The organism is Streptomyces griseoaurantiacus, assembly GCF_036189845.1.
Lineage (GTDB): Bacteria > Actinomycetota > Actinomycetes > Streptomycetales > Streptomycetaceae > Streptomyces > Streptomyces griseoaurantiacus.
In genome coordinates this window covers 1,778,906-1,793,140 of record NZ_CP108326.1, presented here as the reverse complement: position 1 = coordinate 1,793,140, position 14,235 = coordinate 1,778,906, and the positions used below count along the sequence as shown (strand labels likewise).

At 73.0% G+C, this 14,235-nt stretch carries 18 protein-coding genes; 17 read left to right on the top strand and 1 reads right to left on the bottom strand.

The genetic code is table 11. From position 1 onward, the window contains the following. The first annotated feature begins 158 nt into the window (after positions 1–158). From hisD to hisF, 8 genes are all read left to right on the top strand, one after another. Positions 159–1,484, top strand: coding sequence for a histidinol dehydrogenase (hisD, locus tag OHB09_RS08110; protein WP_167794391.1), 1,326 nt, complete (start codon positions 159–161; stop codon positions 1,482–1,484). Continuing rightward, positions 1,481–2,731 carry a histidinol-phosphate transaminase gene (locus OHB09_RS08105; RefSeq protein ID WP_328921780.1) on the top strand — a complete coding sequence of 417 codons (1,251 nt, stop codon included), beginning with the start codon at positions 1,481–1,483 and terminating at the stop codon, positions 2,729–2,731. The genes hisD and OHB09_RS08105 overlap by 4 nt, the downstream gene beginning before the upstream one ends. Continuing rightward, positions 2,728–3,321: an imidazoleglycerol-phosphate dehydratase HisB gene (gene hisB, locus OHB09_RS08100; protein WP_006143543.1), complete on the top strand. Its 594-nt coding sequence runs from the start codon at positions 2,728–2,730 to the stop codon at positions 3,319–3,321. Before OHB09_RS08105 ends, hisB begins: the two co-directional genes overlap by 4 nt. Before the next feature lie 88 nt (positions 3,322–3,409). Beyond that, positions 3,410–3,568 carry a hypothetical protein gene (locus OHB09_RS08095; protein WP_006143542.1) on the top strand — a complete coding sequence of 53 codons (159 nt, stop codon included), beginning with the start codon at positions 3,410–3,412 and terminating at the stop codon, positions 3,566–3,568. Beyond that, positions 3,568–4,215 carry an imidazole glycerol phosphate synthase subunit HisH gene (gene hisH / locus OHB09_RS08090; RefSeq protein ID WP_006143541.1) on the top strand — a complete coding sequence of 216 codons (648 nt, stop codon included), beginning with the start codon at positions 3,568–3,570 and terminating at the stop codon, positions 4,213–4,215. Before OHB09_RS08095 ends, hisH begins: the two co-directional genes overlap by 1 nt. Positions 4,216–4,219: 4 nt before the next feature. Beyond that, positions 4,220–4,945 (top strand): bifunctional 1-(5-phosphoribosyl)-5-((5-phosphoribosylamino)methylideneamino)imidazole-4-carboxamide isomerase/phosphoribosylanthranilate isomerase PriA, encoded by a 726-nt coding sequence (gene priA, locus OHB09_RS08085; protein ID WP_006143540.1) that lies wholly within the window; start codon positions 4,220–4,222, stop codon positions 4,943–4,945. Further along, entirely contained in the window at positions 4,942–5,346 is a 405-nt protein-coding gene (locus OHB09_RS08080) for a RidA family protein (protein WP_006143539.1), read from the top strand. The genes priA and OHB09_RS08080 overlap by 4 nt, the downstream gene beginning before the upstream one ends. Next, positions 5,343–6,098, top strand: a complete 756-nt coding sequence (hisF, locus tag OHB09_RS08075) for an imidazole glycerol phosphate synthase subunit HisF (protein ID WP_006143538.1) — start codon at positions 5,343–5,345, stop codon at positions 6,096–6,098. Before OHB09_RS08080 ends, hisF begins: the two co-directional genes overlap by 4 nt. Before the next feature lie 24 nt (positions 6,099–6,122). On the opposite strand, the gene OHB09_RS08070 is transcribed toward hisF, so the two are convergent. Beyond that, complete coding sequence (locus OHB09_RS08070) at positions 6,123–6,758, bottom strand: TIGR03085 family metal-binding protein (RefSeq protein WP_006143537.1); 636 nt, start codon at positions 6,756–6,758, stop codon at positions 6,123–6,125. Positions 6,759–6,997: 239 nt separating this feature from the next. On the opposite strand from OHB09_RS08070, the gene hisI reads away from it, so the two are divergent. The 9 genes from hisI (at position 6,998) to trpA (ending at position 14,154) form a co-directional block, all read left to right on the top strand. Beyond that, entirely contained in the window at positions 6,998–7,432 is a 435-nt protein-coding gene (gene hisI / locus OHB09_RS08065) for a phosphoribosyl-AMP cyclohydrolase (protein WP_050811340.1), read from the top strand. Between the two features lie 11 nt (positions 7,433–7,443). Continuing rightward, positions 7,444–8,961, top strand: coding sequence for an anthranilate synthase component I (locus tag OHB09_RS08060; RefSeq protein WP_006143535.1), 1,518 nt, complete (start codon positions 7,444–7,446; stop codon positions 8,959–8,961). A gap of 60 nt (positions 8,962–9,021) precedes the next feature. Then, positions 9,022–9,660: a TIGR02234 family membrane protein gene (locus tag OHB09_RS08055; RefSeq protein WP_006143534.1), complete on the top strand. Its 639-nt coding sequence runs from the start codon at positions 9,022–9,024 to the stop codon at positions 9,658–9,660. A 109-nt stretch (positions 9,661–9,769) separates the two neighbouring features. After that, on the top strand, positions 9,770–9,994 hold the full coding sequence (locus OHB09_RS08050) for an HGxxPAAW family protein (protein WP_006143533.1): 225 nt from the start codon (positions 9,770–9,772) through the stop codon (positions 9,992–9,994). 101 nt (positions 9,995–10,095) lie between these two features. Continuing rightward, a complete protein-coding gene (locus tag OHB09_RS08045; RefSeq protein ID WP_191852860.1) occupies positions 10,096–10,506 on the top strand; it encodes a DUF2752 domain-containing protein in 411 nt (136 codons plus the stop codon). A 170-nt stretch (positions 10,507–10,676) separates the two neighbouring features. Next, entirely contained in the window at positions 10,677–11,486 is an 810-nt protein-coding gene (gene trpC / locus OHB09_RS08040; RefSeq protein ID WP_006143531.1) for an indole-3-glycerol phosphate synthase TrpC, read from the top strand. A gap of 1 nt (position 11,487) precedes the next feature. Continuing rightward, entirely contained in the window at positions 11,488–11,805 is a 318-nt protein-coding gene (gene trpM, locus OHB09_RS33285; RefSeq protein ID WP_371788678.1) for a tryptophan biosynthesis modulator TrpM, read from the top strand. 247 nt (positions 11,806–12,052) lie between these two features. Further along, positions 12,053–13,336, top strand: coding sequence for a tryptophan synthase subunit beta (gene trpB / locus OHB09_RS08030; protein WP_328921779.1), 1,284 nt, complete (start codon positions 12,053–12,055; stop codon positions 13,334–13,336). Then, on the top strand, positions 13,333–14,154 hold the full coding sequence (gene trpA, locus OHB09_RS08025) for a tryptophan synthase subunit alpha (RefSeq protein WP_328921778.1): 822 nt from the start codon (positions 13,333–13,335) through the stop codon (positions 14,152–14,154). Before trpB ends, trpA begins: the two co-directional genes overlap by 4 nt. Positions 14,155–14,235: the final 81 nt, after the last annotated feature.

Here is a 14,235-nt window from a genome sequence, read left to right as displayed (position 1 = left end):
GGCGTTACTCGCGGGTTGGTACAACCGGTCATGCCCACTGGGTCACGTGTTGAACACTGAAAGTGACGATGACTTCGCTCCGTGTGCGCCGACAGGTGAGGTATCAGCCACTGATACGGACGGACGGTCACCGCCCGCGGTCTGAGAGAATTGAGCCTGTGATCTCCCGAATCGATCTGCGCGGCGATGCCCTCCCGGAGGGACCCGCCCTGCGCGACCTGCTGCCCCGAGCCGACTTCGACGTCGCGGCCGCCCTGGAAAAGGTGCGTCCCATCTGCGAGGCCGTGCATCATCGTGGCGACGCGGCACTGATCGACTTCGCCGAGAGGTTCGACGGCGTGCGGTTGGAGTCCGTCCGCGTCCCCGCCGAGGCCCTCAAGGAGGCACTGGAGCTGCTCGACCCGGCGGTCCGCGCCGCCCTGGAGGAGTCGATCCGCCGCGCCCGCGCCGTGCACCGCGCGCAGCGCCGCACCACCCACACCACCCGCGTCGTGCCCGGCGGCACGGTCACCGAGAAGTGGGTGCCGGTCGACCGCGTCGGGCTCTACGCGCCCGGCGGCCGCTCGGTCTACCCGTCCTCCGTGGTGATGAACGTGGTGCCCGCGCAGGAGGCCGGTGTCGAGTCGATCGCCCTCGCGTCCCCGGCCCAGGCCGAGTTCGGTGGCCTGCCGCACCCGACGATCCTCGCCGCCTGCGCCCTCCTCGGCGTCGACGAGGTGTACGCGGCGGGCGGCGCCACCGCCGTCGCGATGTTCGCCTACGGCACCGAGTCCTGCCCGGCCGCCACCATGGTCACCGGCCCCGGCAACATCTGGGTCGCCGCCGCCAAGCGCTTCTTCACCGGCCGCATCGGCATCGACGCCGAGGCCGGCCCGACCGAGATCGCGATCCTCGCCGACTCCACGGCCGACCCGGTGCACGTCGCCTCCGACCTGATCAGCCAGGCCGAGCACGACCCGCTGGCCGCCGCCGTCCTCGTCACCGACTCACCGGAACTCGCCGAGGCGGTCGAGCGCGAGCTGGAGCCCCAGGTCGCCGCCACCAAGCACGTCGAGGACCGCATCGTGCCCGCCCTCAAGGGACGGCAGTCCGCGATCGTGCTCGTCGACGGCGTCGAGGAGGGCCTGCGCGTCGTCAACGCCTACGGCGCCGAGCACCTGGAGATCCAGACCGCCGACGCCGCGGCCGTCGCCGACCGCGTACGCAACGCCGGCGCGATCTTCGTCGGGCCCTGGGCCCCGGTCTCGCTGGGCGACTACGCGGCCGGCTCCAACCACGTCCTGCCGACCGGCGGCTGCGCCTGCCACTCCTCGGGGCTCTCCGTCCAGTCCTTCCTGCGCGGTATCCACGTCGTGGACTACACGCGCGACGCGCTCGCCGAGGTCGCCCACCACGTGGTGACGCTCGCCGAGGCGGAGGACCTGCCGGCGCACGGCGCCGCGGTCAAGGCACGGTTCGACTGGAAGGTACCCGGAAGCAAGTGAGCACGTTCGGCATCGACGACCTCCCCGTACGGGACGAACTGCGCGGCAAGTCCCCCTACGGCGCACCGCAGCTGGACGTCCCCGTACGGCTGAACACCAACGAGAACCCGTACCCGCTGCCGGAGCCGCTCGTCGAGCGGATCGCGGAACGGGTGCGCGAGGCCGCCCGCGACCTCAACCGCTACCCCGACCGGAACGCGGTCGAACTGCGCACCCGGCTCGCCGCGTACCTGACCGAAACCGGCGGGTACCCGGTCGGGCCGGAGAACGTGTGGGCCGCCAACGGCTCCAACGAGGTCATCCAGCAACTGCTGCAGACCTTCGGCGGGCCCGGGCGCACCGCCCTCGGCTTCGAGCCCTCGTACTCGATGCACTCGCTCATCGCGCGCGGCACCGGCACCGGATGGATCTCCGGCCCGCGAGCCGAGGACTTCTCCCTCGACGTCCCCGCCGCCGAGCGGGCCATCGCGGAGCACCGCCCGGACGTCGTCTTCATCACCAGCCCCAACAACCCCACCGGTACCGCGGTCCCGCCGGAGGCCGTCCTCGCGCTGTTCGAGGCGGCCCAGGCCGCGAAGCCGTCCCTGGTCGTCCTCGACGAGGCGTACATCGAGTTCAGCCACGGCGACTCGCTGCTGCCGCTGCTCGAGGGCCGCCCGAACCTGGTCGTCTCCCGCACGATGTCGAAGGCGTTCGGGGCGGCGGGACTGCGCCTGGGTTACCTCGCCGCGCACCCGGCCGTCGTCGACGCCGTCCAGCTCGTACGGCTGCCGTACCACCTCTCGGCCGTCAACCAGGCGACCGCGCTGGCCGCGCTGGAGTTCTCCGACACCCTGCTCGGCTACGTCGAGCGGCTCAAGTCCGAACGGGACCGCCTGGCCGCCGAACTCGGCGCCCTCGGCTACGAGGTGACACCCTCCGACGCCAACTTCGTGCAGTTCGGGCGGTTCACCGACGCGCACGAGGCGTGGCGGAGCATCCTCGACCGGGGCGTCCTGGTCCGGGACAACGGGGTACCGGGATGGCTGCGCGTCACCGCCGGAACCCCCGCGGAGAACGACGCGTTCCTCGAAGCGGCACGCGCACTCAAGAAGGACCACCCGGACCACACGGACCACACGGACCACCCGGATCAGCCGGACCACACGGATCAGCCGAACCTCACGGATCAGCCGAACACCGGTGACCAGCCGGACCACACCGGCCTCACGGACCCCAACGACCAACGACAGGAGCGGAGCGCATGAGCCGCGTCGGGCGCGTGGAGCGCACCACCAAGGAGACCTCGGTCGTCGTCGAGATCGACCTCGACGGCACCGGCAAGGTCGATGTGTCGACGGGCGTCGGCTTCTACGACCACATGCTCGACCAGCTCGGCCGGCACGGTCTGTTCGACCTGACCGTGAAGACCGAGGGGGACCTGCACATCGACTCCCACCACACCATCGAGGACACCGCCCTCGCGCTGGGCGCCGCCTTCAAGCAGGCCCTCGGCGACAAGGTGGGCATCTACCGCTTCGGCAACTGCACGGTGCCGCTGGACGAGTCCCTCGCGCAGGTCACCGTCGACCTCTCCGGCCGCCCCTACCTGGTGCACACCGAGCCCGAGAACATGGCGCCGATGATCGGCGCGTACGACACCACGATGACGCGGCACATCCTCGAGTCCTTCGTCGCCCAGGCGCAGGTCGCGCTGCACGTCAACGTGCCCTACGGGCGCAATGCGCACCACATCGTCGAGTGCCAGTTCAAGGCCCTCGCCCGGGCCCTGCGCTACGCCAGCGAACGCGACCCGCGTGCGGCCGGAATCCTGCCCTCCACCAAGGGGGCGCTGTGAGCGACGTGCGCGCGGCCGCCGGGCCGCGGACGACGACGATGCCGGCGCCTTCGCGCCGCGCGGGCGGAGAAGCGAACGGGGAGGCACTGTGAACGGCGGGTCCACGGCGCTCATCGTGCTGGGGCTCTTCCTGGTCGGCGGGATCGTCTCCTTCGTCCGGCAGAAGATGCCCACGAGTCTCATCGTGCTGCTCTCCGTCGGCGCGGCCATGTGCCTGGTCGCGGGCATCGTGCGACTGGAGGTGTGATGTCGACCGGCCCCGCCAAGAAGGTCGTCGTCTTCGACTACGGCTTCGGCAACGTCCGCTCCGCCGAACGCGCCCTCGCGCGCACCGGCGCGGACGTCGAGATCACTCGTGACTACGACCGGGCCATGAACGCCGACGGCCTGCTCGTCCCCGGCGTCGGCGCCTTCGCCGCCTGCATGAAGGGTCTCAAGGAGGCCCGTGGGGACTGGATCATCGGCCGCCGGCTGGCCGGCGGCCGCCCGGTCATGGGCATCTGCGTCGGCATGCAGATCCTCTTCGCCCGCGGCATCGAGCACGGCGTCGAGACCGAGGGCATGGACGAGTGGCCCGGCTCCGTCGAGCCCCTCAAGGCACCCGTCGTCCCCCACATGGGCTGGAACACCGTCGAGGCCCCGGAGGGCTCCGAGCTCTTCGCCGGACTCGAGAGCGACGCGCGCTTCTACTTCGTGCACTCCTACGCCGTCCACGAGTGGTCCCTGGAGACCGCGAACCCGGCCCTGCGCGCCCCCAGGGTCACCTGGTCCACGCACGGCGAGAAGTTCGTCGCCGCCGTCGAGAACGGCGCCCTGTGGGCCACCCAGTTCCACCCCGAGAAGTCCGGCGACGCCGGAGCCCAGCTCCTCACCAACTGGATCGGAACCCTGTAGAACCATGGCCACGCTCGAACTCCTCCCCGCCGTCGACGTCCGCGACGGCCAGGCCGTCCGCCTCGTCCACGGCGAGTCCGGCACCGAGACCTCCTACGGCTCCCCGCTGGAGGCCGCCCTGGCCTGGCAGCGCTCCGGCGCCGAGTGGCTGCACCTGGTCGACCTGGACGCCGCCTTCGGCACCGGCGACAACCGGGCGCTGATCGCCGAGGTCGCCAGGGCCATGGACATCAAGGTCGAGCTGTCCGGCGGCATCCGCGACGACGACACCCTCGCCGCCGCCCTCGCCACCGGCTGCACCCGCGTCAACCTCGGCACCGCCGCCCTGGAGACCCCCGAATGGGTCGCCGAGGTCATCGCCGAGCACGGCGACAAGATCGCCGTCGGCCTCGACGTGCGCGGCACCACCCTGCGCGGCCGCGGCTGGACCCGCGACGGCGGCGACCTCTACGAGACGCTCGCGCGCCTCGACAAGGAGGGCTGCGCCCGCTACGTCGTCACCGACATCGCCAAGGACGGGACCCTGCAGGGTCCCAACCTGGAGCTGCTGAAGAACGTCTGCGCGGCCACCGACCGCCCGGTCGTGGCCTCCGGCGGCGTCTCCTCCCTGGACGACCTGCGCGCCCTGTCCTCCCTCGTCCCGCTCGGTGTCGAGGGTGCCATCGTCGGGAAGGCCCTGTACGCGAAGGCGTTCACTCTCGAAGAAGCCCTGGAGGTTGTGTCCTCATGACGTCCGACGCCGTACGGCGCGTGCAGAGCGGAAGCACCTGGGAAGAGTCCTTCGGTTTCGCACGCGCCGTCGCGGCGGGCGACCGCGTGCTGGTGGCGGGCACGACGGCGCTCCGGGAGGGCGTGCTGCAGGGGGAGGGCGACCCCTACGAGCAGGCCAGGGCGGCCTTCACCGGCGCCCTGGAGGCGATCGCCGAGTTCGGTCTCGGCCCGGAGGCGGTGATCCGCACCCGGGTCTACATCACCCATCCGCGGGACGTGGACGAGGTGGGCCGGGCGCACAAGGAAATGTTCGACGCGGTGCGGCCGGTCGCCACCCTGCTCGTCGTCGACGGATTCTTCGACTCGCGCGTGCTGGTCGAAGTCGAACTCGAAGCATTCAGAGGAGCCGTGGATTCATGACCCTGGCGGTCCGAGTCATCCCCTGCCTGGACGTGGACAACGGCCGGGTCGTCAAGGGCGTCAACTTCCAGAACCTGCGCGACGCGGGCGACCCCGTCGAGATGGCCAAGGTGTACGACACCGAGGGTGCCGACGAGTTGACGTTCCTGGACATCACCGCCTCCTCCGGCAACCGCGCGACCACCTACGACGTGGTCCGCCGCACCGCCGAGCAGGTCTTCATCCCGCTCACCGTCGGCGGCGGCGTACGCACCGCCGAGGACGTGGACAAGCTGCTGCGGGCCGGCGCGGACAAGGTCGGCGTCAACACCGCGGCGATCGCGCGCCCCGAACTGATCCGGGAGATCGCCGAACGCTTCGGCCGCCAGGTCCTCGTCCTGTCCGTCGACGCCCGGCGCACCGGGACCGGCTCCTTCGAGGTCACCACCCACGGCGGCCGCGAGGGCACCGGCATCGACGCCGTCGAATGGGCCCACCGGGCCGCCGAACTCGGCGCCGGGGAGATCCTGCTCAACTCCATGGACGCCGACGGCACCAAGGACGGCTACGACCTGGAGATGATCCGCGCCGTCCGCAAACACGTCACCGTCCCCGTGATCGCCTCCGGCGGGGCCGGCGCCCTGCCGCACTTCCCGCCGGCCGTCGAGGCGGGCGCGGACGCGGTCCTGGCCGCCTCCGTGTTCCACTTCGGCGACCTGCGCATCGGCGAGGTCAAGCGGGAGCTGCGGGAGGCGGGCCACCCCGTACGGTAGGCCCGCCGCGTCGCCCGGCGGCTCTCAGTAACCCAGCCGCTTGGTGCCCCGCGCCTTGGCCACCGCGTCCGCGTCGCCGTCCAGCTCCACCCGGGCGGCACCCTGCCGGCCGTACGCGAACAGCAGCAGCTCCGCGGGCTCCCCGGTGACGGTGACCACCGGGAGGCCCCGGTGCGCGACCACGGTCCGGCCGTCCGGCCGCCGCAGCACCAGGCCCGTCGGGGCGCCGCGGCCCATCACCCGGGCCATCCGCTCCAGCCGGGACCACAGGGTGTCCTGGAAGACCGCGTCCAGCTCGCGGGGCGTCCAGTCGGGCTGCGCGCGGCGCACGTCCTCGGTGTGGACGTAGAACTCGACGGTGTTCGACGCCTCGTCGACCTGCTTGAGGGAGAAGGGGGAGAACCGCGGCGGGCCCGTCCGGACGAGCTGGATCAGCTCCTCGTAGGGTTTCGCCCGCATCTCGTCCATCACCCGCTCCAGCCGGGAGGCGAGCTGCTTGATCAGGATCCCGCCGGCCGCGTCCGGCCGTCGCTCGCGCACGACCAGGTGCGCGGCCAGGTCCCGTGTCGTCCACCCCTCGCACAGGGTGGGCGCATCGGGCCCCGAGGCCTCCAACAGATCGGCGAGGAGAAGTCGTTCACGCTTCGCATGGGTCGACATACGCTCAGCTTACGACCGCGGCGGCCGCGAGGGGCGTGAGGAGCCGTCGAGCCGTCGAGCCGTCGGGTCATCGAGCCCTTGGGGGCGTCGAGCCGTCGACGGGGGTGGGCCCGTTCGTCGCGACCGCCCGCGACCGCCGCACGGAGGTGACGGACGAGACGGCCGATAAGTGTGACTACAGGGTCCGGCCTGTGGACAAGTCGCAGGTCCCCGCCCCGCCGCGCGGCACAATGGCACGCATGACCAGCAGCACACCCGCGCCCCCTCCCGCCGGCCCCCTGCCCGCCGACCTCGCCGCCCGCCTCAAGCGCACCCCCGACGGGCTCCTCCCCGCCATCGCCCAGCAGTACGACACCGGCGAGGTCCTCATGCTCGGCTGGATGGACGACGAGGCCCTGCACCGCACCCTCACCACCGGCCGCTGCACCTACTGGTCCCGCAGCCGCCAGGAGTACTGGGTCAAGGGCGACACCTCCGGCCACGTCCAGCACGTGAAGTCCGTCGCCCTGGACTGCGACGCCGACACCGTGCTGGTCAAGGTCGACCAGGTCGGCGCCGCCTGCCACACCGGCGACCGCACCTGCTTCGACGCGGACGTCCTGCTCGCCCCGGACACCGCGCCCACCGCCCCGCCCGCGCCCGCCGGGGCGGACACCACCACCCCCGCTCAGTAGGGTCGACCGCCATGGACCTCGAGACCTTCCGCAAGCTGGCCACCGACCGCCGCGTCATCCCCGTCAGCCGCAAGCTCCTCGCCGACGGCGACACCCCGGTCGCGCTCTACCGCAAGCTCGCCGCCGAGCGCCCCGGCACCTTCCTGCTGGAGTCCGCGGAGAACGGCCGCGCGGCGTTCACCTGGTCCCGCTACTCCTTCGTCGGCGTCCGCAGCCAGGCCGCCCTCACCGAACGCGAGGGCCGCGCCCACTGGCTGGGCACCCCGCCCGTCGGCGTCCCCGCCGACGGCGACCCGCTCGCCGCGCTGCGCGCCACCGTCGAGGCCCTGCACACCCCCCGGGACCTCACCCACGACCTGGGGCTGCCGCCCTTCACCGGCGGCATGGTCGGCTACCTGGGCTACGACATCGTGCGCCGCCTGGAGAAGGTCGGCCCCGGCGAGCGGGACGACCTGAAGCTCCCCGAGCTGACCATGCTGCTCACCTCCGACCTCGCCGTCCTCGACCACTGGGACGGCACGGTCCTGCTCATCGCCAACGCCATCAACCACAACGACCTGGACACCGGCGTCGACGAGGCCTACGCCGACGCCGTCGCCCGCCTGGACGCGATGGAGGCGGACCTGGCCCGGCCGGTCGCCCAGCCGCCCGCCGCGCTCCCGCCCTCCGAACTGCCCGAGTACAGCGCGCTCTGGGGCGGCCCCGACTTCCGGAAGGCCGTCGAGGACATCAAGGAGCGCATCCGGGCCGGCGAGGCCTTCCAGGTCGTGCCCTCGCAGCGCTTCGAGACACCCTGCACGGCGAGCGCGCTCGACGTCTACCGGGTCCTGCGGGCCACCAACCCCTCGCCCTACATGTACCTGTTCCGCTTCGACGACTTCGACGTCGTCGGCTCCTCGCCCGAGGCCCTGGTCAAGGTCGAGGACGGACACGCGATGGTCCACCCCATCGCCGGCACCCGCCCGCGCGGCGCCGGCCCGCAGGAGGACCAGGCCCTCGCCGAGGAACTCCTCGCCGATCCGAAGGAGCGTGCCGAGCACCTCATGCTCGTCGACCTCGGGCGCAACGACCTGGGACGGGTCTGCCGGCCCGGCTCCGTCGAGGTCGTCGACTTCATGTCCGTGGAGCGGTACTCCCACGTCATGCACATCGTCTCCACGGTCACCGGCCGCGTCGCCCCCGGCCGCACCGCCTTCGATGTGCTGACCGCCTGCTTCCCCGCCGGCACCCTCTCCGGCGCGCCCAAGCCCCGCGCCCTGCAGATCATCGACGAGCTCGAACCGTCCCGGCGCGGGCTCTACGGCGGCTGCGTCGGCTATCTCGACTTCGCCGGCGACTCCGACACGGCCATCGCCATCCGCACCGCCCTGCTGCGGGACGGCACCGCCTACGTGCAGGCCGGCGCGGGCATCGTCGCGGACTCCGACCCCGTCGCAGAGGACACCGAATGCCGCAACAAGGCCGCCGCGGTGCTCCGCGCGGTGCACACCGCCAACCGACTGGAAGGAGCCGGAACGCGCGCACGGTGACCGAGGACACGTGGGCTCACCCGAACCCCGGGTGACGGAACGCCCGGTGTTCGGGTGATAGTGGAGTACGTGACAGCCCTACCTCACCCCTCCGCCGAGGAGCCCGCGCCGGCCCGGTCCGGCCGCCGCAGCCTCGCCACCGCCCTGCTGAGCGGGGCGCTCGGCGCCGCCGTGGCCCTGCTCTCCACCCGGCAGGGCTGGTCCTCCGGCACCGTCGCGGTGCCCGGCGGCACCTTCCCGCTGCACGTCAAGGGAAGCGACGTCACCGGTGTCCCCGCGGCCCTCGCCGTGGTCGGGCTCGCCGCGCTCGTCGCCGTCTTCGCCGTCCGCAGGACCGGCCGCTACCTGGTCGCCGCACTGCTCGCGCTCTCCGGCGCCGGCACGATGGCGGCGGCCCTGTTCGGCCTCGGCGACAGCTCGGCCCTCGACGAGCAGGCCGCTCGGACCTCCGGGGACACCTCCGCCACCGCGGCGGCGCTCACCCATACGGCCTGGCCCTACCTCGCTGCCTTCGGCGGCGCGCTGCTGCTCCTCGCCGGACTGCTCGCGCTGCGCTACGGCCGGCTGTGGCCCGCGATGTCCGGCCGCTACGAACGCGACGGGACGCCCCGGCCGCGCCGGACCCGCCCGGTCGACCCGGACCGCCCCGAGGACCTGTGGCGGGCCCTGGACCGGGGCGAGGACCCGACCGGGGCGTAGCGAGCCGCCGCCGACGGACCACCCCCGGGCTCACGGCGTACGCGCCGGTGCGGAAGAATGGACGCGGAGCGTTCGGCTCACATACGCACACAGCAACGAGGAGCAAGTCATGGCGGGCAGCAGCCACGGTCACACCCCGGCCGCCTGGACCGGTGTCATCATCGCCTTCATCGGTTTCTGCGTCGCGGGGGTGTTCATGGTCGCGGCCCAGCCGGCGGGTTTCTGGGCGGGCATGGCGCTGATCCTCCTGGGCGGGGTCGTCGGCGGGATCATGCGCATGATGGGCCTGGGCCAGCCGAAGCACACCCACCCGGTCCACGAGGCCAAGGGCTGAGCGCAGACCCTCCCGCACGGTTCCTCGCGCCCCCCGAGGGGGTGCGGGGACCTCCCGTCAGGACCACGCCGCCCGCGCGCACGGCCGCACGAGGCGGCAGAATGCCCCGGGTGAACGTCCACGCACGCGCCGCGGCGGTCCCGGCCGCGGTCCTCGCGGTCGTCGTCGCGGCCTTCGGGTACGTCGCCGCGGTCGACCCCAACGAGCCGGGCCACTACCCCGCCTGCCCGCTCCTGCGCGTCACCGGGCTGTACTGCCCCGGCTGCGGCGGTCTGCGCAGCGCCCACGCCCTCGCCCACGGCGAATTCGCCGCCGCGCTCACCGACAACGTCCTCGCCGCCGTGGGCTTCCTCGCCTTCGCCGTGCTGTGGACCGTCTGGGTGGTCCGCTCCCTGACCGGGCGGCCCGTCCGGGTCGAACTCGGCGCGGCCCCGCTGTGGACCGGCGGGGCGCTGCTGCTGCTCTTCACGGTGGCCCGCAACCTGCCCTTCGGGGGCCTGCTCCACCCCTGAGCACCACGGAGCGCCCCGGACCACCCGCGAGCACCGGCACCGTCCGGACGCACAGGACGCGTCCAGTCGGTGGGACCGGCCCGAGCCGGATGCGAGGACCACCGGTTCCTCCGGATACCATCGCAAGGGCCATCGGCTCAGCATCAACCGTCAGGAAGGGGGCCGCTCGCGTGAGTGTGCTCGACGAGATCATCGACGGAGTCCGTGCCGACCTCGCGGAGCGGCAGGCGCGCGTCAGCCTCGACGAGCTGAAGGAGCGCGCGGCGAAGGCTCCCGCGGCCAAGGACGGGCTCGCCGCACTGCGCGGCGACGGCGTCAAGGTGATCTGCGAGGTCAAGCGGTCCAGCCCGTCCAAGGGCGCGCTCGCCGCGATCGCCGACCCCGCCGGACTGGCCGCCGACTACGAGGCGGGCGGCGCCTCCGTCATCTCCGTCCTCACCGAGGAGCGCCGCTTCGGCGGTTCGCTCGCCGACCTCGAGGCGGTCCGGGCGCGCGTCGACATCCCGATCCTGCGCAAGGACTTCGTCGTCACCTCGTACCAGCTCTGGGAGGCCCGGGCCTACGGCGCCGACCTCGTGCTGCTGATCGTGGCCGCCCTGGAGCAGCCGGCCCTGGAGTCGCTGATCGAGCGCGCCGTCTCCATCGGCCTCACCCCGCTCGTCGAGGTGCACGACGAGGACGAGGCCGAGCGGGCGGTGGACGCGGGCGCCCAGGTCATCGGCGTCAACGCGCGCAACCTCAAGACCCTCGACGTCGACCGCGGCACCTTCGACCGGGTGGCCCCCGAAATCCCCGAGAACATCGTCAAGGTCGCCGAGTCGGGTGTGCGCGGCCCGCACGACCTCATCGCCTACGCCAACGCGGGCGCCGACGCCGTGCTGGTGGGCGAGTCCCTCGTCACCGGACGTGACCCGAAGACGGCCGTCTCCGACCTCGTCGCCGCCGGCACGCACCCCGCGCTGCGGCACGGACGCGGCTGAGATGAGCGTGGTGCCGGTGTCCGCGCCCGCCGTACGGGCCGGGGAGCCCGTGGGACGGCCCCGGATCCCGGTGCCGTGCGCCCACCCGGACGGCCGCACGCCGGCCGGAGCGGCCGGCACGCCCTGCACACCCGCCCCGTCGGCCAGGGACCCCTACGCCCGTCTCGCCCGCGGCTGCCGGCCGCGTGGCTGCCGGGCGCCCGCGCGCCGGGTGCACGGGCGGCGGGTGCGGTACGTCATCGGGGCCGAGCCGGGACAGGTGAACGGGATGCGATGGCACGGCGCGCCCGGTGCGCGCCGGTCACCCGCGGTGGACTGAACGAGGTCCACGGCCCCGTCCGTGGAGTCCGCGCGGCAGGCGGTCCCCCCGCCTGCCGCCCGAGGCACACCTCTGGTCCCTCCCCGGCGTGAACGGCCCCGCGGCCCGCCCCGGTGCCACGGCCCCCGGCCGCGTCCCCGACGCGAGCGGCCACGGGACGGCATGGGCTTCCCGCGCGCGTACGCACACGTCGCACGTACACCCCGTCCGAAGACGACCCCAGGGCCCTGTGCCCACGAGGTATCCCATGTCCAGCGAGTTCTTCATTCCCGACCCCGAGGGTCACGTCCCGAGCGCCGAGGGCTACTTCGGCGCCTTCGGCGGCAAGTTCATCCCGGAGGCCCTCGTCGCCGCCGTGGACGAGGTCGCCGTCGAGTACGACAAGGCGAAGTCGGACCCCGAGTTCGCCCGCGAGCTCAACGCGCTGATGGTCGACTACACCGGCCGGCCCAGCGCCCTGACGGAGGTGCCCCGGTTCGCCGAGCACGCCGGGGGCCCCCGGGTCTTCCTCAAGCGCGAGGACCTCAACCACACCGGCTCGCACAAGATCAACAATGTGCTCGGCCAGGCCCTGCTGACCAAGCGGATGGGCAAGACCCGGGTCATCGCCGAGACCGGCGCCGGCCAGCACGGCGTGGCCACGGCGACCGCCTGCGCGCTGTTCGGCCTCGAGTGCACCATCTACATGGGCGAGATCGACACCCGGCGCCAGGCCCTCAACGTGGCCCGGATGCGGATGCTCGGCGCGGAGGTCGTCGCCGTGAAGTCCGGCAGCCGCACCCTGAAGGACGCCATCAACGAGGCGTTCCGCGACTGGGTCGCCAACGTCGACCGCACCCACTACCTGTTCGGCACCGTCGCCGGACCGCACCCCTTCCCGGCGATGGTCCGCGACTTCCACCGGGTCATCGGCGTCGAGGCCCGCCGCCAGCTCCTGGAGCGCGCCGGACGGCTGCCCGACGCCGCCGTGGCCTGCGTCGGCGGCGGCTCCAACGCCATCGGCCTGTTCCACGCCTTCATCCCCGACGAGGGCGTGCGCCTGATCGGCTGCGAGCCGGCCGGACACGGGGTGGAGACCGGCGAGCACGCCGCCACCCTCACCGCCGGCGAGCCCGGCATCCTGCACGGCTCGCGGTCCTACGTGCTCCAGGACGAGGAGGGCCAGATCACCGAGCCGTACTCGATCTCGGCCGGCCTCGACTACCCGGGAATCGGCCCCGAGCACGCCTACCTCAAGGACAGCGGCCGCGGCGAGTACCGCGCGGTCACCGACGACGCCGCCATGCAGGCGCTGCGCCTGCTGTCGCGCACCGAGGGCATCATCCCGGCCATCGAGAGCGCCCACGCCCTGGCCGGCGCCCTGGAGGTGGGCCGGGAGCTGGGCCCGGAGGGGCTGATCGTGGTCAACCTCTCCGGACGCGGCGACAAGGACATGGACACCGCCGCCCGGTACTTCGGGCTGTACGACACCGACGCGGAGGTGGCGGCCGACGCCGCCGACACCGCGGAGATCGAGGGGGACGCCAAGTGAGCGGCACCATCCAACTCCTGCGCGACACCCTCGCCGCCGCGAAGGCGGAGGACCGGGCCGCGCTCATCGCCTACCTCCCGGCCGGGTTCCCGACCGTGGACGGCGGCATCGCCGCCATCAAGGAGGTCTTCGACGGCGGCGCCGACGTCGTCGAGGTCGGCCTGCCACACAGCGACCCCGTCCTGGACGGCCCCGTCATCCAGACCGCCGACGACATCGCCCTGCGCGGCGGGGTGCGGATCGCGGACGTCATGCGGACCGTCCGGGAGGCCCACGCGGCCACCGGCAAGCCCGTCCTCGTCATGACGTACTGGAACCCGATCGACCGCTACGGCGTCGAGCGCTTCACCGCCGAGCTCGCCGAGGCCGGGGGCGCCGGCTGCATCCTGCCCGACCTGCCGGTGCAGGAGTCGGCGCTGTGGCGGGAGCACGCCGAGAAGCACGGTCTCGCGACCGTCTTCGTGGTGGCGCCCAGCAGCAAGGACGCCCGGCTCGCCGAGATCACCGGAGCCGGCAGCGGCTTCGTGTACGCGGCCTCGCTGATGGGCGTCACCGGCACCCGCGAGTCGGTCGGCGCGCAGGCCCATGACCTGGTGGAGCGGACCCGCGCCACCCGCTCCGACCTGCCCGTCTGCGTGGGCCTCGGCGTCTCGAACGCGGCCCAGGCCGCCGAGGTGGCCGGCTTCGCCGACGGCGTGATCGTCGGTTCGGCGTTCGTGAAGCGGATGCTGGACGCGCCGGACGAGGCGGCCGGACTGAGGGCCGTGCGGGAGCTGGCGGGCGAACTCGCGGCCGGGGTCTGCGGGGCCCGGCGGTAGGCGTCCAGCGATCAATACGACGACGTCCACTCACTCGAACGGGTGGACCTGGGGCCGGGGAGGCGCGCTGCGCCTCCCCGG

Coding starts and splice junctions, on each gene's coding strand:
- hisF (WP_006143538.1), top strand. CDS start 5,343: ATGACCCTGGCGGTCCGAGTCATCCCCTGCCTGGACGTGGACAACGGC.
- trpB (WP_328921779.1), top strand. CDS start 12,053: ATGTCCAGCGAGTTCTTCATTCCCGACCCCGAGGGTCACGTCCCGAGC.
- hisB (WP_006143543.1), top strand. CDS start 2,728: ATGAGCCGCGTCGGGCGCGTGGAGCGCACCACCAAGGAGACCTCGGTC.
- trpM (WP_371788678.1), top strand. CDS start 11,488: ATGAGCGTGGTGCCGGTGTCCGCGCCCGCCGTACGGGCCGGGGAGCCC.
- hisI (WP_050811340.1), top strand. CDS start 6,998: ATGACCAGCAGCACACCCGCGCCCCCTCCCGCCGGCCCCCTGCCCGCC.
- priA (WP_006143540.1), top strand. CDS start 4,220: ATGGCCACGCTCGAACTCCTCCCCGCCGTCGACGTCCGCGACGGCCAG.
- OHB09_RS08070 (WP_006143537.1), bottom strand. CDS start 6,758: ATGTCGACCCATGCGAAGCGTGAACGACTTCTCCTCGCCGATCTGTTG.
- OHB09_RS08080 (WP_006143539.1), top strand. CDS start 4,942: ATGACGTCCGACGCCGTACGGCGCGTGCAGAGCGGAAGCACCTGGGAA.
- OHB09_RS08050 (WP_006143533.1), top strand. CDS start 9,770: ATGGCGGGCAGCAGCCACGGTCACACCCCGGCCGCCTGGACCGGTGTC.
- hisH (WP_006143541.1), top strand. CDS start 3,568: ATGTCGACCGGCCCCGCCAAGAAGGTCGTCGTCTTCGACTACGGCTTC.
- OHB09_RS08045 (WP_191852860.1), top strand. CDS start 10,096: ATGCCCCGGGTGAACGTCCACGCACGCGCCGCGGCGGTCCCGGCCGCG.
- OHB09_RS08060 (WP_006143535.1), top strand. CDS start 7,444: ATGGACCTCGAGACCTTCCGCAAGCTGGCCACCGACCGCCGCGTCATC.